This window comes from Gardnerella sp. c17Ua_118 (assembly GCF_055804255.1).
Genome location: NZ_JANUYT010000001.1, coordinates 1,421,521 through 1,439,120 on the forward strand (window position 1 = coordinate 1,421,521; position 17,600 = coordinate 1,439,120).

31 protein-coding genes and 1 tRNA gene are annotated in these 17,600 nt (G+C 49.3%); all 32 read left to right on the top strand.

The genetic code is table 11. The features are described from left to right. Positions 1 to 59 precede the first annotated feature (59 nt). Positions 60 to 368, top strand: coding sequence for a 30S ribosomal protein S10 (rpsJ, locus tag NYP69_RS05690; protein ID WP_003808013.1), 309 nt, complete (start codon positions 60 to 62; stop codon positions 366 to 368). Between the two features lie 15 nt (positions 369 to 383). Further along, entirely contained in the window at positions 384 to 1,034 is a 651-nt protein-coding gene (gene rplC, locus NYP69_RS05695; protein WP_004116043.1) for a 50S ribosomal protein L3, read from the top strand. Positions 1,035 to 1,039: 5 nt separating this feature from the next. Further along, a complete protein-coding gene (gene rplD, locus NYP69_RS05700) occupies positions 1,040 to 1,705 on the top strand; it encodes a 50S ribosomal protein L4 (RefSeq protein ID WP_004133440.1) in 666 nt (221 codons plus the stop codon). Positions 1,706 to 1,710: 5 nt separating this feature from the next. Continuing rightward, positions 1,711 to 2,007: a 50S ribosomal protein L23 gene (gene rplW, locus NYP69_RS05705; RefSeq protein WP_004114354.1), complete on the top strand. Its 297-nt coding sequence runs from the start codon at positions 1,711 to 1,713 to the stop codon at positions 2,005 to 2,007. A gap of 34 nt (positions 2,008 to 2,041) precedes the next feature. Then, positions 2,042 to 2,872 carry a 50S ribosomal protein L2 gene (rplB, locus tag NYP69_RS05710; protein WP_004114355.1) on the top strand — a complete coding sequence of 277 codons (831 nt, stop codon included), beginning with the start codon at positions 2,042 to 2,044 and terminating at the stop codon, positions 2,870 to 2,872. A 15-nt stretch (positions 2,873 to 2,887) separates the two neighbouring features. Next, a complete protein-coding gene (rpsS, locus tag NYP69_RS05715) occupies positions 2,888 to 3,166 on the top strand; it encodes a 30S ribosomal protein S19 (protein ID WP_004114357.1) in 279 nt (92 codons plus the stop codon). A gap of 16 nt (positions 3,167 to 3,182) precedes the next feature. Next, a complete protein-coding gene (gene rplV, locus NYP69_RS05720) occupies positions 3,183 to 3,542 on the top strand; it encodes a 50S ribosomal protein L22 (RefSeq protein ID WP_004131697.1) in 360 nt (119 codons plus the stop codon). A gap of 2 nt (positions 3,543 to 3,544) precedes the next feature. After that, positions 3,545 to 4,360, top strand: coding sequence for a 30S ribosomal protein S3 (gene rpsC / locus NYP69_RS05725; RefSeq protein ID WP_004131698.1), 816 nt, complete (start codon positions 3,545 to 3,547; stop codon positions 4,358 to 4,360). 4 nt (positions 4,361 to 4,364) lie between these two features. Next, positions 4,365 to 4,784 (top strand): 50S ribosomal protein L16, encoded by a 420-nt coding sequence (gene rplP / locus NYP69_RS05730; protein WP_004114362.1) that lies wholly within the window; start codon positions 4,365 to 4,367, stop codon positions 4,782 to 4,784. Beyond that, complete coding sequence (rpmC, locus tag NYP69_RS05735; RefSeq protein ID WP_473410735.1) at positions 4,784 to 5,035, top strand: 50S ribosomal protein L29; 252 nt, start codon at positions 4,784 to 4,786, stop codon at positions 5,033 to 5,035. Before rplP ends, rpmC begins: the two co-directional genes overlap by 1 nt. 2 nt (positions 5,036 to 5,037) lie before the next feature. Next, the gene (rpsQ, locus tag NYP69_RS05740; RefSeq protein ID WP_004114365.1) at positions 5,038 to 5,304 is read left to right on the top strand and encodes a 30S ribosomal protein S17; all 267 of its coding nucleotides are present in this window, start codon (positions 5,038 to 5,040) and stop codon (positions 5,302 to 5,304) included. Between the two features lie 90 nt (positions 5,305 to 5,394). Then, positions 5,395 to 5,763 carry a 50S ribosomal protein L14 gene (gene rplN, locus NYP69_RS05745; protein WP_004114366.1) on the top strand — a complete coding sequence of 123 codons (369 nt, stop codon included), beginning with the start codon at positions 5,395 to 5,397 and terminating at the stop codon, positions 5,761 to 5,763. A gap of 1 nt (position 5,764) precedes the next feature. Then, complete coding sequence (gene rplX, locus NYP69_RS05750) at positions 5,765 to 6,100, top strand: 50S ribosomal protein L24 (protein WP_004114367.1); 336 nt, start codon at positions 5,765 to 5,767, stop codon at positions 6,098 to 6,100. Continuing rightward, positions 6,097 to 6,669, top strand: a complete 573-nt coding sequence (rplE, locus tag NYP69_RS05755) for a 50S ribosomal protein L5 (protein WP_004114368.1) — start codon at positions 6,097 to 6,099, stop codon at positions 6,667 to 6,669. The genes rplX and rplE overlap by 4 nt, the downstream gene beginning before the upstream one ends. A 1-nt stretch (position 6,670) precedes the next feature. Continuing rightward, on the top strand, positions 6,671 to 6,856 hold the full coding sequence (locus NYP69_RS05760; protein ID WP_004114370.1) for a type Z 30S ribosomal protein S14: 186 nt from the start codon (positions 6,671 to 6,673) through the stop codon (positions 6,854 to 6,856). 80 nt (positions 6,857 to 6,936) lie between these two features. Further along, the gene (gene rpsH / locus NYP69_RS05765; protein WP_473413023.1) at positions 6,937 to 7,335 is read left to right on the top strand and encodes a 30S ribosomal protein S8; all 399 of its coding nucleotides are present in this window, start codon (positions 6,937 to 6,939) and stop codon (positions 7,333 to 7,335) included. 16 nt (positions 7,336 to 7,351) lie between these two features. Further along, on the top strand, positions 7,352 to 7,891 hold the full coding sequence (rplF, locus tag NYP69_RS05770; RefSeq protein WP_004133436.1) for a 50S ribosomal protein L6: 540 nt from the start codon (positions 7,352 to 7,354) through the stop codon (positions 7,889 to 7,891). Position 7,892: 1 nt separating this feature from the next. Then, complete coding sequence (rplR, locus tag NYP69_RS05775) at positions 7,893 to 8,264, top strand: 50S ribosomal protein L18 (RefSeq protein ID WP_004114376.1); 372 nt, start codon at positions 7,893 to 7,895, stop codon at positions 8,262 to 8,264. Then, positions 8,261 to 8,989 carry a 30S ribosomal protein S5 gene (rpsE, locus tag NYP69_RS05780; RefSeq protein WP_004131701.1) on the top strand — a complete coding sequence of 243 codons (729 nt, stop codon included), beginning with the start codon at positions 8,261 to 8,263 and terminating at the stop codon, positions 8,987 to 8,989. The genes rplR and rpsE overlap by 4 nt, the downstream gene beginning before the upstream one ends. After that, the gene (gene rpmD / locus NYP69_RS05785) at positions 8,989 to 9,171 is read left to right on the top strand and encodes a 50S ribosomal protein L30 (RefSeq protein ID WP_004131702.1); all 183 of its coding nucleotides are present in this window, start codon (positions 8,989 to 8,991) and stop codon (positions 9,169 to 9,171) included. Before rpsE ends, rpmD begins: the two co-directional genes overlap by 1 nt. 2 nt (positions 9,172 to 9,173) lie before the next feature. Further along, on the top strand, positions 9,174 to 9,629 hold the full coding sequence (gene rplO / locus NYP69_RS05790; RefSeq protein WP_004131703.1) for a 50S ribosomal protein L15: 456 nt from the start codon (positions 9,174 to 9,176) through the stop codon (positions 9,627 to 9,629). Between the two features lie 211 nt (positions 9,630 to 9,840). Next, on the top strand, positions 9,841 to 11,181 hold the full coding sequence (secY, locus tag NYP69_RS05795) for a preprotein translocase subunit SecY (RefSeq protein WP_004131704.1): 1,341 nt from the start codon (positions 9,841 to 9,843) through the stop codon (positions 11,179 to 11,181). Positions 11,182 to 11,247: 66 nt separating this feature from the next. After that, positions 11,248 to 11,808 (top strand): adenylate kinase, encoded by a 561-nt coding sequence (locus tag NYP69_RS05800; RefSeq protein ID WP_004131705.1) that lies wholly within the window; start codon positions 11,248 to 11,250, stop codon positions 11,806 to 11,808. Between the two features lie 147 nt (positions 11,809 to 11,955). Continuing rightward, positions 11,956 to 12,174 (top strand): translation initiation factor IF-1, encoded by a 219-nt coding sequence (infA, locus tag NYP69_RS05805; protein ID WP_004105485.1) that lies wholly within the window; start codon positions 11,956 to 11,958, stop codon positions 12,172 to 12,174. Positions 12,175 to 12,195: 21 nt separating this feature from the next. Then, entirely contained in the window at positions 12,196 to 12,309 is a 114-nt protein-coding gene (gene rpmJ / locus NYP69_RS05810; protein ID WP_003842636.1) for a 50S ribosomal protein L36, read from the top strand. Between the two features lie 144 nt (positions 12,310 to 12,453). Beyond that, positions 12,454 to 12,831 (top strand): 30S ribosomal protein S13, encoded by a 378-nt coding sequence (rpsM, locus tag NYP69_RS05815; protein WP_004105472.1) that lies wholly within the window; start codon positions 12,454 to 12,456, stop codon positions 12,829 to 12,831. A 79-nt stretch (positions 12,832 to 12,910) separates the two neighbouring features. Then, on the top strand, positions 12,911 to 13,309 hold the full coding sequence (gene rpsK / locus NYP69_RS05820) for a 30S ribosomal protein S11 (protein ID WP_004105468.1): 399 nt from the start codon (positions 12,911 to 12,913) through the stop codon (positions 13,307 to 13,309). A gap of 79 nt (positions 13,310 to 13,388) precedes the next feature. Then, positions 13,389 to 14,384 carry a DNA-directed RNA polymerase subunit alpha gene (locus NYP69_RS05825; RefSeq protein WP_004131706.1) on the top strand — a complete coding sequence of 332 codons (996 nt, stop codon included), beginning with the start codon at positions 13,389 to 13,391 and terminating at the stop codon, positions 14,382 to 14,384. A 78-nt stretch (positions 14,385 to 14,462) separates the two neighbouring features. Next, entirely contained in the window at positions 14,463 to 14,897 is a 435-nt protein-coding gene (gene rplQ, locus NYP69_RS05830) for a 50S ribosomal protein L17 (RefSeq protein WP_004131707.1), read from the top strand. A 151-nt stretch (positions 14,898 to 15,048) separates the two neighbouring features. Continuing rightward, complete coding sequence (locus tag NYP69_RS05835; RefSeq protein WP_116692308.1) at positions 15,049 to 16,350, top strand: Mbeg1-like protein; 1,302 nt, start codon at positions 15,049 to 15,051, stop codon at positions 16,348 to 16,350. Positions 16,351 to 16,401: 51 nt separating this feature from the next. Beyond that, positions 16,402 to 17,313 carry a tRNA pseudouridine(38-40) synthase TruA gene (gene truA / locus NYP69_RS05840; RefSeq protein WP_020759423.1) on the top strand — a complete coding sequence of 304 codons (912 nt, stop codon included), beginning with the start codon at positions 16,402 to 16,404 and terminating at the stop codon, positions 17,311 to 17,313. A gap of 103 nt (positions 17,314 to 17,416) precedes the next feature. Continuing rightward, positions 17,417 to 17,502, top strand: a tRNA-Ser gene (locus NYP69_RS05845). The last annotated feature ends 98 nt before the right edge of the window (positions 17,503 to 17,600 follow it).

Here is a 17,600-nt window from a genome sequence, read left to right on the forward strand (position 1 = left end):
GGTGCCCTTTGATACAGGTTGGTAAACAGTAAACGAATCGCTAGAAAGGGCGGACGGCAATGGCGGGACAGAAAATCCGCATCAGGCTTAAGTCCTATGACCATGAGGTCATCGACCAATCGGCGAAGAAAATCGTCGAGACGGTGACGAACGCGGGCGCCACAGTAGTGGGTCCGGTTCCTCTGCCGACCGAGAAGAACGTGTTTGTTGTTATCCGTTCTCCTCATAAATATAAGGATTCTCGCGAGCATTTCGAGATGCGCACTCATAAGCGCCTCATTGACATCGTTGATCCAACGCCAAAGGCTGTGGATTCTTTGATGCACATTGACCTGCCTGCGGATGTAAATATCGAGATTAAGCTGTAGGAAGGGGGGTAAATAATGTCGCAAAATAAGAATCGCACTGCTTTGCTCGGCCGTAAGCTGGGCATGAGCCAGGTTTGGGATGAAAACGGCCTTTTTGTCCCCGTAACTCTGGTTGAGGTTGCTACCAACGTAGTTACCGCTGTTAAGACCGAAGAAACTGACGGTTATTGCGCCGTACAGCTCGGTTATGGCCAGATTGATCCTACCAAGGTTACCAAGCCATTGGCTGGTCACTTTGCAAAGGCTGGCGTGACTCCTCGTCGTCACCTCGCTGAGGTGCGCACTGAAAATGCAGCAGATTACAAGCCAGGTCAGGAATTGACCGCTGAAGTATTTGCTGAAGGTGCAGAAGTTGACGTAACGGGTACTACAAAGGGTAAAGGCTTTGCTGGCACAATCAAGCGTTGGGGCTTCAAGTCTTACCGTCGTACTCACGGCTCGCACAAGAATGAACGTCGTCCAGGTTCTGTGGGCGCATGTGCAACTCCAAGCCGCATTTTGAAGGGCAAGCGTATGGCTGGTCGCATGGGTCATGTGACTTCTACTGCGCTCAACCTCACAATCGTTTCTTCGGATGTTGAGAACGGTATTTTAGCTATCAAGGGTGCTATTCCAGGACCTAAGGGTGCTATCGTTCTAGTCCGTTCGGCAGTGAAGGGAGCCTGATTTAAATGGCAAACGTAACTCTGAACGTAACTGACACCAAGGGTAATGCAAACGGTACTGTTGAAGCTCCTGCCGAGATTTTCGGCATCTCCAACGAAGACGTTTTGGCTCACGGCCCATTGGTTCATCAGGTCGTTATTGCTCAGCTTGCTGCTGCTCGCCAGGGTACTCACGCGGTTAAGAATCGCGCTAACGTATCTGGTGGCGGTAAGAAGCCATGGAAGCAAAAGGGCACTGGTCGTGCTCGTCAAGGCTCCATTCGTGCTCCACAGTGGGTACATGGTGGCGTTGTACACGGTCCAGTTCCTCGCAAGTACGATCAGCGTACTCCAAAGAAGATGAAGGCAGCTGCTCTTCGTTATGCTCTTTCGGATCGTGCAAATGCTGGTCGCATTGCAATTGTGGACTTTGGCATTAAGGATGTTCCATCCACAAAGGCAGCTGTTGCAGCACTTACACCAGTAACTAAGGATCAGTTCACCACTGTTGTTCTCTCTCGCGAGAACATCAACGAGTGGATGTCTGTTCGTAACATTCCTACGGTGCATGTGATCTTCGCTGATCAGCTCAACACCTACGATGTCATCACCGCTCAGTACGTCGTCTTCTCCAAGGAAGGTTTCGAAGCCTTCGTTGCAGCTAAGACCGAGCCTGAAGTTAAGGAGGCCTGATTCAAATGGTCGCAGTCCATAACCCAGCACATGACATCATCTTAAAGCCAGTTGTTTCTGAAAAAAGCTATGCAGCTTCCGATCGTGGCCAGTACACCTTCGTCGTAGCTCCAAACGCTAACAAGGTTCAGATCAAGCAGGCTATCGAAGAAATCTTCAAAGTCAAGGTAACGAATGTTAACACCTTGAATCGCGCTGGCAAGCTCAAGCGCTCTCGCACCGGCTTCGGTCGTCGTGTGAATCAAAAGCGCGCTATTGTCACCGTGGCACAAGGCCAGACAATCGATATCTTTGGTAACTGAAGGCTAGCCGAGAAAAGTAAAGGAATACTATATTATGGCTATCCGCGTTTATAAGCCTACGACTGCAGGACGTCGTAACGCTTCGGTTTCGGACTTCTCCGAGATTACGCGTTCTACTCCTGAAAAGTCGTTGGTACGCAAACTCAGCAAAACTGGCGGTCGTAACTCTTACGGTCGCATGACTTCCCGCCATCGCGGCGGCGGACACAAGCGTCAGTATCGTCTCATCGATTTTAAGCGTTGGGACAAGGATGGCGTGCCAGCAAAGGTCGCTCATATTGAGTATGACCCTAATCGTTCCGCTCGCATCGCATTGTTGCATTATGCAGATGGTGAGAAGCGCTACATTATCGCTCCTGAAGGCATTTCCCAGGGAGATGTTATTGAGACTGGCGCCCAGGCTGATATTAAGCCAGGCAACAACTTGCCTCTTAAGAACATCCCAACTGGTACCGTGGTTCACGCAATCGAGCTTCGTCCACTTGGTGGCGCAAAGATTGCACGCTCCGCAGGTGCTGCCGTTCAGCTCGTAGCTAAGGATGGTGCTTACGCTCAGTTGCGTATGCCATCTGGCGAAATTCGTAACGTGGACGCTCGTTGCCGCGCTACAATCGGCGAGGTTGGCAACTCCGACCACGCTAATATCGAGCTTGGTAAGGCAGGTCGTGCTCGTTGGCTTGGTCGCAGGCCAATCACCCGAGGCGAATCTATGAACCCTGTTGATCACCCTCATGGTGGTCGTACCCGTGGTGGTAAACCACCTGTTTCTCCATGGGGCAAGGGCGAGGTTCGTACCCGCCGTCCGAAGAAGGCTTCGAACAAGATGATTGTTCGTCGTCGTCCGAATGGTAAGAACCGCAAGTAAGGGAGTGTCGAACAGATGACTCGTAGCATCAAGAAGGGCCCTTTCGTCGACGCCCACTTACAGAAGAAAGTCGATGAACAAAACGACAAGGGCACGCATAACGTCATCAAGACGTGGTCGCGTCGTTCGATGATCACTCCTGATTTCATTGGACACACCTTTGCCGTACACGATGGCCGCAAGCATGTGCCGGTATTCGTTACCGAAGCAATGGTTGGTCATAAGCTCGGTGAATTCGCCCCAACCAAGACCTTCAAGGGTCATGTGAAGGACGACAAGAAAGCACGCCGCTAAAGGAGAGTTAGGACACATGGAAGCTAAAGCAATCGCTCGTCACGTACGTGTGACGCCGCGCAAGGCTCGCCGCATGGTCGACCTCATCCGAGGCAAGCGTGCAAGCGAAGCTATTACCATTTTGAAGTTTGCTCCTCAAGACGCATCGTTGCCGGTGCGCAAGGTTCTTGAAAGCGCGATCGCTAATGCTCGCGTTAAGGCTGAGAAAGCTGGAGAACCATTCCGCGAGCAAAACTTGGTCATCAAGGAAACTTATGTGGATGAGGGTGTAACGCTTAAGCGTTTCCGCGCTCGTGCACAGGGTCGCGCTGCGCGCATTAACAAGCGCACAAGCCATATCACTGTTATCGTCTCGCTTAAGGAAGGGGATCGCTAAAGATGGGTCAGAAGATCAATCCTTTCGGCTATCGCCTGGGCATTACCGAGAATCATCGCTCTAGGTGGTTCTCCGATTCTACTAAAGCCGGCGAGCGTTACCGTGACTTCGTCCTTGAGGATGACAAGATTCGCAAGGAAATGAGCCATGACCTCGAACGTGCAGGCGTATCCCGCATTGTTATCGAGCGTACCCGTGACCGCGTTCGTGTGGATATTCACACCGCTCGTCCAGGTATTATTATCGGTCGTCGTGGCGCAGAAGCCGAGCGTGTTCGTGCAAAGCTTGAGAAGCTCACTGGTAAGCAAGTACAGCTCAACATCTTTGAAGTAAAGAACGCTGCACTTGACGCTCAATTAGTTGCTCAGGGAATTGCGGAACAGTTGACTAACCGCGTTACATTCCGTCGTGCTATGCGTAAGGCACAGCAAGACGCAATGCGTGCAGGTGCCAAGGGTATCCGTATTAAGCTCTCTGGTCGCCTTGGTGGCGCCGAAATGAGCCGTTCTGAGTTCTACCGCGAAGGTCGCGTTCCACTGCAGACCTTGCGCGCCCTTATTGATTACGGCTTCTTTGAGGCCAAGACCACTTACGGCCGTATTGGCGTAAAGGTTTGGATTTACAAGGGCGATATGACTGAGCGTGAGTTTGAAGAGCAGCAGGCTCAGCAGGGTAAGCGTGAAGGTCGCCGTGGCGATCGTCGTCCACGTCGTGGAGCACGCTCTGCCAATCAGCAGAAGGCTACCGAGGCACAGGCTGAAAAGCCAGCCGAGGCTGTAGCTGCTGAAGCTCCTGCCGCAACGGAAACGAAGGAGTGAGCAGATGCTTATCCCAAAAAGGACTAAATATCGCAAGCAGCACCGTCCTACCCGTAGCGGCATGTCTAAGGGTGGAACCGCTATCGCTTTCGGCGATTTCGGTATTCAGGCGCTGGCTCCGGCGTACATCACTAACCGTCAGATCGAGGCAGCCCGTATCGCAATGACCCGCTATATTAAGCGTGGTGGTCGCGTGTGGATTACGGTTTTCCCTGATCGTCCATTAACCAAGCACCCGCTTGGTGCACGAATGGGTTCCGGTAAAGGTGCTCCAGAATTCTGGATTGCCAACATTCACCCAGGTCGTGTAATGTTCGAGATCGGTGGTGTTTCTGAGGACGTCGCTCGCGAGGCTTTGCGCCGCGCTATCGACAAGCTCCCAATGAAATGCCGTGTTATTGCGCGTGAAGGCGGTGACATCTGATGCCAGTCGGAACTGCAGACTACACCATCAAGAATTTAAACGAGAAGACTAATGCTGAAATCGAAGGCTTCTTAAAGAAGTCTAAGGAAGAGCTTTTTAACTTGCGCTTCCAGGCAGCAACTAGTCAACTTGAAAACAGCGCTCGCCTCAAGGCGGTCAAGCACGACATAGCCAGGATGTATACTATCCTGCGTGAGCGTGAACTCGGCATCAGCCAAGAGCCTGGCGCCACTGAGGTCAAGGAGAAGTAAGCATGGCTGAGAACCAAGAGCGCAACTTCCGCAAGGTTCGTCGCGGCTACGTCGTGTCCGAGGCCATGGACAAGACGATTGCCGTGGAGCTGGAGCAGCGTTCGACACACCCACTTTACGGTAAAGTCGTCCGCTCCACCCGCAAGGTCAAGGCCCATGATGAACACAATGAGGCGCATATTGGCGACCTCGTGAGTATTATGGAAACTCGGCCTTTGAGCAAGACCAAGCGTTGGCGTCTCGACTCGATTATCGAGCGCGCCAAGTAAACAAGTTCAGCAAGGCTCCGCGCTTCACCTGTGCTGCTTATTTGAGCGGTACGGGTGAGCGGGGAGAACCAGCTCGACTAAGGAGAATCAATGATTCAGCAGGAAACGCGGCTTCATGTCGCCGACAACACGGGTGCTAAGGAATTACTTGCCATCCGCGTGCTCGGTGGATCGAAGCGACGCTATGCCGGCATCGGCGACATTATCGTCGCCTCCGTTAAGGATGCTATTCCTGGCGGGTCGGTCAAGAAAGGCGACGTAGTTAAGGCTGTCGTCGTCCGTACTGTCAAGGAACATCGTCGTGTTGATGGTTCCTATATTAAGTTCGACGAGAACGCCGCTGTTATTCTCGGCTCCGGCCGTGAACCAAAGGGCACTCGTATCTTTGGACCAGTCGGTCGTGAATTGCGCGATAAGCGCTTCATGAAGATTGTGTCCCTCGCCCCGGAGGTGATCTGAGATGGTAGCCAAGATTAAGTCCGGCGACCAGGTAAAGGTTATCCGCGGCAAGGATCGCGGTAAGGAAGGCAAAGTACTTCGTGTACTCGCCGAAGACCGTTTGATCGTCGAGGGTGTTCAGGTTGTTAAGAAGCATGTGCGTGCTACCCAGCAGGGTCAGCAGGCAGGCATCGTCTCTGTTGAGGCTCCAATTCACCGTTCTAACGTTATGGTGATTGACCCAGAGACAAAGCAGCCAACCCGCGTGGGCGTGATTGTTAAGCAAGAAGCTCGCGACGGCAAAGTAAAGACCGTGCGCGTGCGTGTAGCTAAGAAGTCCGGAAAGGAGCTGGCATGACCGATACTACAGTTGAGGCGCCGGCAACTCCGCGCTTAAAGCAGCAATACAATGATCAAATCGTTCCAGCTTTGGAAAAGGAATTTGGCCACACTAATCCTATGCAGGTGGCTCGTTTGCAGAAGGTCGTCGTCTCTATGGGCGTTGGTGCTGCAGCTCGCGATTCCAAGCTCATCGAAGGTGCGATTAAGGATCTCACTTTGATCACTGGTCAGAAGCCAAAGGTTACTAAGGCTAAGAAGTCTGTTGCGCAGTTCCATTTGCGCGAAGGCCAGGCTATTGGCGCTTACGTAACTCTTCGTGGCGATCGTATGTGGGAATTCTTGGATCGTTTGCTCACTCTGGCTTTGCCACGTATCCGCGATTTCCGTGGTATTAATGGCAACCAGTTCGACGGTCAGGGTAATTACAACTTCGGTCTTACGGAGCAATCAATGTTCCACGAGATTGATCCTGATTCGATTGATCATCAGCGTGGTATGGACATCACCGTGGTGACCACCACCAAGGACGATGTGGAAGCGAAGTCGCTACTTAAGCACCTCGGTTTCCCATTCAAGGAGAACTGATATGGCAAAAACCGCTCTGAAAAACAAGGCGGCCGCTAAGCCGAAGTTCAAGGTGCGCGCTTATACGCGTTGCCAGGTTTGTGGTCGTCCTCACTCCGTGTATCGCAAGTTCGGTCTGTGCCGTGTATGCCTTCGTGAAAAGGCACATCGCGGTGAGTTGCCGGGTGTTACGAAGTCCAGTTGGTAAATATCGACGCTGAAGGTCCACTGCTTTATAAATAACAAACAGGCGGTGGAAACCACGGCGAGAAAGGGCGTTAGCCCAACATGACAATGACAGATCCTATCGCAGACATGTTGACACGTCTGCGTAATGCGAGCGCGGCAAAGCACGATATCGTGGAAATGCCGTACTCCAAATTCAAGGCGAATATCGCCGAGATTCTTAAGCGCGAAGGCTACATTAAAGACTTTGCTGCTAAAGAAGCTAAGGTTGGACAGACTTTGGAAGTTACGTTAAAGTACGGCTCCAATGGTCATCGTTCCATCCAGGGCATTAAGCGCATCTCTAAGCCAGGCTTGCGTCGTTACGCAAAGTCTGATTCTTTGCCTATGCCTCTTGGCGGTCTCGGTATCGCTATTATCTCGACCAGCTCGGGATTGTTGACTCAGAAGGAATGCCTCGATCGAGGCATTGGCGGCGAAATCGTCGCCTACGTATGGTGAGAAAGGAGAGCTGAAAATGGCATCGCATATTGGTAAGCTCCCCGTCGACATTCCTGCAGGCGTGGAAGTTAAGATTGAAGGTCAGTCCTTTAGCGCTAAGGGTGCTAAGGGCTCTGATTCCTATGTAATTCCAGAAGGTATTACCGCTGAAGTTGCTGATGGCAAGATCGTTTTGACCCCAGTTGACGATTTGCGTCCAACTCGTGCAAAGCACGGCTTGGCTCGCGCAATCGTGGCGTCTATGGTTAAGGGTGTGCACGAAGGCTACGCCAAGACTCTAGACATTGTTGGAACTGGTTATCGTGCTGTAATGAAGGGCAAGGGCATTGAGTTCTCGCTCGGCTATTCGCACACTATTACCGTTCAGCCACCTGAGGGCATTGAGTTTGAATTGCCAAACGCAAATCAGGTAATCGTCAAGGGTACTGACAAGCAGGCCGTTGGTCAGGCTGCCGCTAACATTCGCAAGCTTCGTGCTCCAGAACCTTATAAGGGCAAGGGCATTAAGTACAGCGATGAGCGTATTTTGCGCAAGGCTGGAAAGGCTGGTAAGTGATATGAGCGTTAAGATTTTCGGTAAGGGTACCAAAGTCGCACGTTTGCGTCGTCACGCCCGCCTTCGTAAGCGCATCTCTGGCACTCCAGAGCGCCCACGTTTGGTAGTTTCTCGTTCTAACCGTCACATGGTTGCTCAGATTGTGGATGACACTAAGGGTCTTACCCTTGTAAGCGCTTCCACCTTGACTTCTGACTTCGCTGGTTTTACTGGTACGAAGACTGAAGCTGCTACCAAGGTTGGCGAGTTAATCGCAGCCAAGGCGAAGGAAGCGGGAATCACCGCTGTTATCTTCGATCGTGGCGGTAATAAGTATCATGGTCGCGTCGCAGCCGTAGCTGAAGGCGCCCGTCAGGGAGGTCTAGCACTGTGAGCGATAACGAAAAGGAAACCCAAGTGGCTGAAGAAACTCAGAACACTCAGGCATCCGCTGAGGAGCGTACCGACGATCGTCGTTCCCGTCGTTCTAAGGGCGAAGGTAAGCGTAGCGAACGTCGTAGCCGTCGTGAAGAAAACCGCGGCGAAGAGCTTTTGGATCGCGTAGTTACTATTAACCGTGTTTCCAAGACCCACAAGGGTGGCCGTACCTTTAGCTTTGCAGCACTTGTTGTTGTTGGCGACGGTAAGGGCACTGTTGGTGTTGGTTACGGTAAGTCTCGCGAAGTTCCAGCAGCTATCGCTAAGGGTCAGCTTGACGCTAAGAAGCATATGTTTACTGTTCCACGCATTCGTGGTACCGTGACTCACCCTGTGTTGGGTCACGATGCTGCTGGTACAGTTTTGCTTCGTCCAGCTGCTCCAGGTACTGGTGTAATCGCTGGTGGCGCTGTGCGTGCTGTTATGGAGTGCGCTGGCATTACCGATATCCTCACCAAGTCCATGGGCTCCGCAACCGCTGTTAACGTGGTTCGCGCTACTGTGGATGCTTTGAAGAAGCTTGAAGAGCCAGAAGAAATTTGCGCTCGTCGTGGACTTTCCCTCGAGGAAGTTGCACCAGACGCATTGCTTCGTGAGCGCGCTGCTGGCATTGCCGAAGCACGCAAGGCTCGTGAAGAAGCTCAGGCTGCTAAGGCTGCCCAGGCAAAGGATGGTGAGTGATGGCTAACTTAAAGATCACTCTGGTGCACGGTTTGGTTCATTCCACCGAGCGTCAGCGCGCTAACGTTAAGACTCTTGGCCTTCACAAGATTGGTCAAAGCGTTGTTCGCGAGGACAATTCAGTCAATCGTGGCTTGGTTATGGCCGTTCGCCACTTGCTGAGCGTTGAGGAGGTTGACTGATTATGGCTAATGAAGAACCAATGTTGCACATGCACACGTTGCGTCCAGCTCCAGGAGCTAAGAAGGATCGCATCCGCGTGGGTCGTGGTGAAGGCTCTAAGGGTAAGACTTCGGGTCGTGGAGACAAAGGTACAAAGAAGCGTTACCAAGTTCGTCCAGGCTTTGAAGGCGGCCAGCTTCCACTTTACATGCGCTTGCCTAAGCTTCGTGGCTTTAAGAGCCCATTCAAGAAGGAGTTCCAGGTTGTTAATGTTGCAGCCCTTGCAGAACTCTTCCCAAAGGGTGGCGAAGTCACTGTTGCTGATTTGGTAGTTAAGGGCGCTGTGCGTGATGGTTACCCAGTTAAGGTTTTGGGCGATGGCGATCTTAAGGTTGCTTTGACTCTTAAGGGAGTTAAGGCTTCTGCATCCGCTAAAGCCAAGATCGAAGCTGCTGGTGGCTCTGTTAGCGAAGAGTAGTAATAAGTAGTAATACTTAAGCTAGTAATGCTAATTAACGCAGTGATTTAACTGTTTAATAATCCCCCTAGTTTGCACTGGGGGGATTATTTTATTGCAAAACTCACTCAATTATTGTTTCAGTATGTACCGTGATATAAACTATTGCCTCAGAGTTTGTTTTTTTACTGGTGCGCCTAGATCGTAGCGCAAAAAAGGGAGGAAGACCCAGGTGAAAACGTTAATCCAGGCCTTCAAGACGAAGGAGTTGAGGAATAAGATCCTCTTCGTCTTCGCAATGATTATTATCTACCGAATCGGCTCATTTATTCCGATTCCTGGAGTTGACTACAAAGTTATTCGAGCTTGCACCGCTAAGCTGGCTTCTTCTAGCGAGAACTTTATTGGGTTGGTGAATCTGTTCTCTGGCGGTTCTCTTTTGCAGCTTTCGATTTTTGCATTAGGCGTTATGCCATACATTACGGCGTCCATTGTTATTCAGTTGCTTAGAGTTGTGATTCCACGCTTTGAGGCTCTTCACAAAGAAGGTCAGTCTGGAGAAACGAAACTTACTCAGTACACCCGTTACTTAACCATCGGTTTGGCTGTTTTGCAATCAACTACCATTTTGGTTACGGCTCGTTCTGGCGCGCTATTTAACTATCAATGCGGCCAGGTTATTCCAGACGGTTCTATGTGGAGCCTTATTGTAATGGTCTTAATCATGACTGGTGGCACTGGCCTCATAATGTGGATGGCAGAGCTTATTACAGATAAGGGTATTGGCCAGGGTATGTCTGTATTAATCTTTATGTCTATTTGCTCTGGATTCCTTCCAAAGTTGTGGGAAATCGGTTGGGGTACGAATGGCCTTAATGGAGATTGGACTAAGTTCTCCATTGTTGCTGGCGTTTTCCTTGTGATTCTTATTTTCGTTGACTTTGTGGAGCTTGCTCAGCGTAGAATCCCTGTTCAGTACACGCGTCGAATGATTGGCCGCAAAATGTACGGCGGCTCTTCCACATACTTGCCTCTTAAGGTGAATATGAGTGGCGTTATTCCACCAATCTTTGCGTCTTCGATTCTTGCTATTCCAACACTTCTTGCTCAATTTGGAGATAGTCGTAAGGATTGGGTGCGTTGGATTAATGCCAATTTAGCAAACTCTACTTCTGTTTGGTACATAGCGTTGTACACCGTTATGATCGTGTTCTTCTGCTTCTTCTACACCGAGATTACTTTTAATCCAGATGAGACTGCAGACAACATGAAGGAATACGGCGGATTTATTCCTGGTATTCGCGCTGGTAGCGCTACAAGCCGTTATCTTAGCTACGTTATGAATAGGCTTAACACAGTTGGTGCTATTTACTTGCTGTTTGTGGCTTTGATTCCAACGGTTTTGATTATGTCTTTGCATCTTAATATGAAGCTTCCATTTGGTGGTACAACAATTCTGATTATTGCTGGTGTTGGCTTGGATACTTTGCGTCAAGCTAAGGCTCAAACTGAGCAATTCCAGTATGCTGGATTCCTGTTTGATCACAGCAATAATAAGCAGGTTGCTAAGTAGTATTTCAGATAGGTTTTGTTTAATATTTGTATTGGATTTGCATTGGCATAAAACTAGGAGATTAATATGCGATTGTTAATTATGGGTCCGCAAGGAGTAGGTAAAGGCACTCAAGCCGCTTTGCTTGCAGAGCATTACAATATTCCTGCTATTTCTACTGGCGACATTTTCCGTTATAACTTAAAGAATAAAACGGAACTTGGCAAGAAGGTTCAAGGTTATCTCGATAAGGGAGAGCTTGTTCCAGATGAATTGACAAATAGCATTGTTAAAGATCGTCTTGCTCAAGATGATGCAAAGAATGGCTGGATTCTAGATGGCTATCCTCGCAACGCTTCTCAAGTTCAGGCTCTTGATCGCATGTTGGAAGAGCTTGGTACTCCACTAGATCATGTTGTTGCTTTAGAGGCGGAGCGTGAGGTTTTGCTTGAGCGCATGCAAAAGCGTGCTGTAGAGCAGGGTCGTTCCGACGATACTCCAGAAGTTATTGCTAAGCGTTTGGAAACTTACGAGAAGGAAACAGCTCCTTTGCTGGATATTTATGAAAGCCGCGGTCAGCTTGTTGAAGTTGATGGCGTTGGAGATATTGCCGAAATCAACAATCGCATAGTTGAATCCTTGGTATGAGATTTATTTAAGATTTAGATTTTCTCATATTTGTAATGCGCCCTTGCGACACGCCGAGTGTTGTATTGGGCGCATTTACTGTATCATAGAAGATTGGCGTGTCTTCGGATGCGCAAAGTAGTATATCCAAGGAACGGAACGAGGCTCATGGCAAAAGACGGTGTGATTGAAGTCGAAGGCACGGTAGTAGAAGCACTACCTAACGCGATGTTTCGCGTTCAGCTTGAGAACGAGCACATTGTACTGGCTACGATTTCGGGAAAAATGCGTAAGAATTACATTCGCATTCTTCCGCAAGATCGTGTTGTGCTGGAGATGAGTCCTTACGATTTGAACCGCGGACGTATTACGTACCGTTATAAGTAAAGGTACAAGCAAAGGAAAACCATGAAGGTCAGCCCTAGCGTGAAGAGGATCTGCGAAAACTGCCGCGTGATCCGCCGTCACGGTCGCGTCATGGTGATTTGCATCAACCCACGTCATAAGCAGCGTCAGGGCTGAGTGGATCTCCACCGCGAATATAAAGGAATAAGGCGCTAAGTCGCAGCTTAAGCTGAACCCTGGGTGCGCAGGCCCAGGCCGCAAATAATCGATATTATTGCGGGAGACTTGGTGCACGACCTGCGTAATAGTAAAGGAATTACAATGGCACGTCTTGCCGGAGTAGATATTCCCAATGAGAAGCGCATTGAGATTGCCCTCACCTATATTTTTGGTGTAGGTCGTACTCGCGCTAAGGAAACGCTTGCCGCGACCGGTGTTAATCCGGATACCCGCGTCAAGGATCTTACGGATGAACAGTTAATCACTTTGCGTGATTATCTTGAGGCCAACTATAAGATTGAAGGCGATTTGCGTCGTGAAATCGACGCCGACATCCGTCGTAAGATTCAGATCAACTGCTATCAAGGCCAGCGTCATCGCAAGGGTCTTCCTGTGCGTGGTCAGCGTACTAAGACTAATGCTCGTACTCGTAAGGGTCCAAAGCGTACTGTCGCCGGGAAGAAGAAGGCCACCCGATAGTCGGTGGTCGGCTCTAGGCCACGAGTTAATTCTCATCGCCTAGACATACCAACTAATTCGTCATAGGAAACGAGGGTCAATGGCAGCTGCAAAGCAAGCCTCGCGCAAGCCGCGTCGCCGGGACCGCAAGTCGGTACCGGTTGGGCAGGCGCATATTAAATCAACATTCAATAACACGATTATTTCCATCACCGATCCATCGGGTGCAGTCCTCTCTTGGGCTTCTGGTGGCGATGTCGGCTTTAAGGGTTCCCGTAAGTCGACTCCTTACGCTGCAGGTATGGCCGCTGAGTCTGCTGCTCGTAAGGCAATGGAACATGGCCTTAAAAAGGTCGACGTGTTTGTTAAGGGTCCAGGTTCCGGTCGCGAAACCGCTATCCGTTCCCTTCAGTCCGCGGGTCTTGAGGTCGGTTCTATTACCGACGTCACCCCACAAGCGCATAACGGCGTTCGCCCACCAAAGCGTCGCCGCGTCTGAGCACTCTTACGAATCCATCCATCCAACCCGCTTATGGGCGGCGAGTGCACCACCGACCAGAAGCTGAAAGGATACAAAAGTGCTTATCGCACAGCGTCCAACACTTACCGAGGAATCACTGAATCCCCAGCGTTCTCGCTTTACTATTGAGCCGTTGGAACCAGGTTTCGGATACACGCTCGGCAATTCGCTGCGTCGTACCTTGTTGAGCTCCATTCCAGGTGCGGCCGTTACTTCGGTACGCATCTCTGGTGCTTTACATGAGTTCACGACTCTGCCAGGTGTTGAAGAGGATGTCACTGAAATCCTGCTGAACATCAAGGGCATCGTACTTACAAGTGAGTATGACGAGCCAGTAGTGATGTATCTACGCAAGAGCGGCAAGGGTGAGGCAACAGCTGGAGATATTACTCCTCCTGCTGGCGTCACTATTGCCAACCCACAGATGCATATCGCTACACTTGCTGAAGATGGCGAGCTCGAAATTGAGTTCACTGTGGAGCGTGGTCGTGGCTACGTGCCTGCTCAAATGAATAAGCAGGAAAACAGCGAAATCGGTCGCATTCCAGTGGATTCGATCTACTCGCCAGTTTTGAAGGTGAGCTATAAGGTCGAAGCTACCCGCGTGGAACAGCGCACGGACTTCGATAAGCTTATCCTGGATGTGGAAACTAAGCCAGCTATTACACCACGAGACGCAGTTGCGTCCGCAGGTTCGACTTTGGTTGAGCTTTTCGGTCTTTGCCGTGAGCTTAACGTCGATGCTGAAGGTGTTGAAGTTGGTCCAGCTCCAGTCATGGCGGAAGCTGATTCCCAAATGGCCACTCCAATTGAGGATTTGAACCTAACGCAGCGCAGCTACAACTGCTTGAAGCGTGAAGGAATCCACACAGTTGGTGAGCTGGTAGTTCACACTGAGCAGGATTTGCTCGATATTCGTAATTTCGGCATGAAATCCATCGATGAGGTTAAAGAAAAGTTGCAATCCATGGGATTGTCTCTTAAGCCTTCACCGCTTGGCTTTGACGCCAATAATCTCGAAGGTGGCACATTCTTCTCGCCAGAAGACGAGTAAACAACCACCGCAAATCGTCGCGGTTTTTGGATGTTCGGGTTTTTGCCCACCTGAATTCCGCGGCAATAAGGAGTAATAATGCCTACACCGAAACAAGGGCCTCGTCTGGCTTCTAGCCCAGCGCATGAGCGCCTGATGCTGGCCAATATGGCTACAAGCCTCTTCCAGCACGGTCGTATTGTGACTACTTTGCCAAAGGCAAAGCGTCTTCGTCCACTTGCTGAGCGTTTGGTAACATTCGCTAAGCGTGGCGATTTGCATTCGCGCCGCCGCGTGTTGCGCGTAATTCGCAATAAGTCCGTTGTTCACATGCTTTTCACTCAGATTGCTGAGCAGATGAAGCAGCGTGAAGGTGGCTATACTCGCATCGTTAAGATGGCCCCTCGTCGTGGTGATACTGCTCCACAGGCTATTATCGAGCTTGTTGTTGAGCCAGTAAGCCCAAAGAAGGCTGTTGTTAAGGAAGCTGAGTCCGCTACTAAGGTTGCTGCTAAAGAAGAAGCAGCCGAGTAGTTGAGATTAGCATCTTGATGCATCGGTAAGTAAATCTTTTTGCGATTAATCGCAAGTATAAAGGTTTATTAAACGGGTTGGAGATATCTCCAGCCCGTTTTTCTATATCTGACATATATTTTCTATATCTGGTATCAATTATTATTGAACTATGTCAAATATTCTCGATTTACTGAATAATGATTTTACTAATTTTAAAGAGCGAAAATTCAACGCCGTAGATTCGCTTATTTTATGCGAGTTGGCGTATATTTGCATGCCTGAATCGATTCCAAAATATAATGACGATTCTAACTCACTAGCAACCGTTCCTTTAAGCGAATTGCTTCGCGGTGAGGATTTTTCTTCAATGTTTAGCTCTGGTTCTACTAAGGTAGATGAGTTTCGCAAGAATCTACTTTTGGCTGTTGAGTCTAGCCCGCGTTATAGGGGCATGCGTGTTGGTGAGGTTCTTGAACGTTTTGATGAGTCGAATATTGATGACTCTTGCGAACAGCAATTTGCGGCTGTTACTTTTGATTTAACAGATTGCATTGGGTCTAGCTGCTTTGTTGTTGCTTTTAGAGGAACAGATAACACGCTTGTTGGCTGGAAGGAAGACTTTAACATGGCATTTCGCTGCCCAGTGCCAGCGCAGGAGTCGGCGGCGGAGTATTTGCTCTCTATATCTAGGCGCGCATGTAAAGATTCTTGCAAAAGTGGCGGTATTCGTGGGATTTTTAGCAGTGTTGGTGATTATTTTGCGAATTTGTTTAATAAGAAGAGTGATTTTAAGAATAGTGATTTAGATAAGAGCAATCTAGAAAATAGCAATGATTGCGATTTAAATGATTGCGATCTAAGTGATAATCCTAAAATATTTGTTGTGGGCCATTCAAAAGGCGGGAATATGGCTGCATACGCGGCAATGCGATTAGACGCGCAAGATCGAAGCCTTGGAAATCATATTAGTAAAATCTATTCAATGGACGGCCCTAGTTTTGGCTCGGATGTTGTTGATCCAAAGGTTTTTTCTCGCGTTGTTTCCAGAATCGAAAAAGTTGTTCCGCAATCTGCCTTTATTGGATTGATTATGGATACGGGAGTGCCGTATAAGGTTACAGCTGCCGATTCAATTGGATTAATGCAACATCTTGGCATATATTGGCAAGTTAAAGATGGTGATTTTGACTACTGCGATTGTGTAACTCCGCGCGCTCTAGCAGTTTCTAAAGCTGCAAACGAGTGGATGATGAGTTTGCCATTTGAAGAGCGAAAACGCAGAATTGATAGTGTTTACAGCATGTTTAGCAGTTTAGGGTACTCGAATTTCGACGAGATGTCTTCGCATTGGTCGGAGGTTGTTCCTGCATTATTGAAGATTGCAATGCATATGGATTCAAAAACATATGAGTTGATTCGTAGCGTTATGAGTGCTTTTGCGCTCGCTGGCGGTTCAGATAAGAAAAACTAGTGGAAGTCTGTTTGGAAAGTCTGTTTGTAAGTCTGTTTGGAAAGGTTTTGAATGCGTCTTCGTTTGGATTTAGCGTATGATGGCGGCGATTTTTATGGTTGGGCAAAGCAACCTACTTTGCGCACCGTTCAAGGTGTTTTAGAAGACGCATTGCACAAGGTTTTGCGCGTGAATAAAAGCGATGCTAGCGAACCTTTGCGCCTTAGCGTTGCTGGCCGCACAGATACGGGCGTTCACGCATCTTACCAAGTTTGCCATTTAGACGTTTCGGAATCCGTTTTGCAAAATTGCGTCGGTCACACAAATCTGACTCCAGTAAAAGCCTTGGAATATAGGCTTTGTGGCGTTTTGCCTAAAGACATTTCGATTCACAGCGTAAGCATTGCGCCAAGCGGTTTTGATGCGCGTTTTTCTGCGTTGGATCGCACATACGTGTATAGGATTAGTGATGCTGCGAATCGCGCGAATTTGGATCCGCGCATGCGTGGCTTTGTGTTGCAGCTTGACTACGACTTAAACGTTGATGCCATGAATCAGGCGGCGTCTTTGATTGTTGGTTTGCACGATTTTGGCTCTTTTGCGCGGCCAAATCCTGGTGGAACTACGATTCGCTGCGTTAAAAAGGCTGTTTGGAATCGCGTTTGCGTGGGGAGCTGTTTATCTAAATCAACTGGAAAAATTCCTTGCATTGAGAACGGTTTGCTTGAGTTTACTATTGTTGCAGACGCGTTTGCGCATAACATGGTTCGTTCGCTTGTTGGGGCGTGCGTGCAAGTTGGGTGTGCAAAGCGTTCTGTTGATTGGTTCAAAAATAAGATTGAAAATCCGATTCGAGAAGGCTCTACTGGGCCGATTGCAGCTAACGGTTTGACTTTGGAATATGTTGAATACCCTAAAGACGAGGAGCTTGGTGTGCGAGCAAACGCGATTCGTGCTAAGCGCACGATCGAGGAGCTTGGGTGAGTGTCAACGCGCCATGCGTCTTATATATTCTAGGGTTGTTTTACAATTGAAAAGTTGCGTTTCTTTTTGCATTTGCGTTTTGCGTATTTGCGATTGGCGCAAAGGATGAATGTCCGAGCGGTCTAAGGAGCACGCCTCGAAAGCGTGTGAGGGCTACACCCTCCGCGAGTTCAAATCTCGCTTCATCCGCAAGCAGGGTTTCTGGCGATTAGCCAGAAGCCCTTTTTGCTTACACAAGCGCTTTCCTTATTTGTCGTTGCGCGAGGTTTGAGTATTTCTCTCCTCGC

Coding starts and splice junctions, on each gene's coding strand:
- rpsQ (WP_004114365.1), top strand. CDS start 5,038: ATGGCTGAGAACCAAGAGCGCAACTTCCGCAAGGTTCGTCGCGGCTAC.
- rplC (WP_004116043.1), top strand. CDS start 384: ATGTCGCAAAATAAGAATCGCACTGCTTTGCTCGGCCGTAAGCTGGGC.
- rplV (WP_004131697.1), top strand. CDS start 3,183: ATGGAAGCTAAAGCAATCGCTCGTCACGTACGTGTGACGCCGCGCAAG.
- rplF (WP_004133436.1), top strand. CDS start 7,352: ATGGCATCGCATATTGGTAAGCTCCCCGTCGACATTCCTGCAGGCGTG.
- rpsM (WP_004105472.1), top strand. CDS start 12,454: ATGGCACGTCTTGCCGGAGTAGATATTCCCAATGAGAAGCGCATTGAG.
- rpmJ (WP_003842636.1), top strand. CDS start 12,196: ATGAAGGTCAGCCCTAGCGTGAAGAGGATCTGCGAAAACTGCCGCGTG.
- rpsJ (WP_003808013.1), top strand. CDS start 60: ATGGCGGGACAGAAAATCCGCATCAGGCTTAAGTCCTATGACCATGAG.
- rplD (WP_004133440.1), top strand. CDS start 1,040: ATGGCAAACGTAACTCTGAACGTAACTGACACCAAGGGTAATGCAAAC.
- rplX (WP_004114367.1), top strand. CDS start 5,765: ATGGTAGCCAAGATTAAGTCCGGCGACCAGGTAAAGGTTATCCGCGGC.
- rpmD (WP_004131702.1), top strand. CDS start 8,989: ATGGCTAACTTAAAGATCACTCTGGTGCACGGTTTGGTTCATTCCACC.
- rplB (WP_004114355.1), top strand. CDS start 2,042: ATGGCTATCCGCGTTTATAAGCCTACGACTGCAGGACGTCGTAACGCT.
- rpmC (WP_473410735.1), top strand. CDS start 4,784: ATGCCAGTCGGAACTGCAGACTACACCATCAAGAATTTAAACGAGAAG.
- rpsK (WP_004105468.1), top strand. CDS start 12,911: ATGGCAGCTGCAAAGCAAGCCTCGCGCAAGCCGCGTCGCCGGGACCGC.
- rplW (WP_004114354.1), top strand. CDS start 1,711: ATGGTCGCAGTCCATAACCCAGCACATGACATCATCTTAAAGCCAGTT.
- rpsH (WP_473413023.1), top strand. CDS start 6,937: ATGACAATGACAGATCCTATCGCAGACATGTTGACACGTCTGCGTAAT.
- NYP69_RS05800 (WP_004131705.1), top strand. CDS start 11,248: ATGCGATTGTTAATTATGGGTCCGCAAGGAGTAGGTAAAGGCACTCAA.
- truA (WP_020759423.1), top strand. CDS start 16,402: ATGCGTCTTCGTTTGGATTTAGCGTATGATGGCGGCGATTTTTATGGT.
- rpsS (WP_004114357.1), top strand. CDS start 2,888: ATGACTCGTAGCATCAAGAAGGGCCCTTTCGTCGACGCCCACTTACAG.
- rplO (WP_004131703.1), top strand. CDS start 9,174: ATGGCTAATGAAGAACCAATGTTGCACATGCACACGTTGCGTCCAGCT.
- rplN (WP_004114366.1), top strand. CDS start 5,395: ATGATTCAGCAGGAAACGCGGCTTCATGTCGCCGACAACACGGGTGCT.
- rplQ (WP_004131707.1), top strand. CDS start 14,463: ATGCCTACACCGAAACAAGGGCCTCGTCTGGCTTCTAGCCCAGCGCAT.
- rpsC (WP_004131698.1), top strand. CDS start 3,545: ATGGGTCAGAAGATCAATCCTTTCGGCTATCGCCTGGGCATTACCGAG.
- rplP (WP_004114362.1), top strand. CDS start 4,365: ATGCTTATCCCAAAAAGGACTAAATATCGCAAGCAGCACCGTCCTACC.
- rplE (WP_004114368.1), top strand. CDS start 6,097: ATGACCGATACTACAGTTGAGGCGCCGGCAACTCCGCGCTTAAAGCAG.
- NYP69_RS05835 (WP_116692308.1), top strand. CDS start 15,049: ATGTCAAATATTCTCGATTTACTGAATAATGATTTTACTAATTTTAAA.
- NYP69_RS05760 (WP_004114370.1), top strand. CDS start 6,671: ATGGCAAAAACCGCTCTGAAAAACAAGGCGGCCGCTAAGCCGAAGTTC.
- rplR (WP_004114376.1), top strand. CDS start 7,893: ATGAGCGTTAAGATTTTCGGTAAGGGTACCAAAGTCGCACGTTTGCGT.
- infA (WP_004105485.1), top strand. CDS start 11,956: ATGGCAAAAGACGGTGTGATTGAAGTCGAAGGCACGGTAGTAGAAGCA.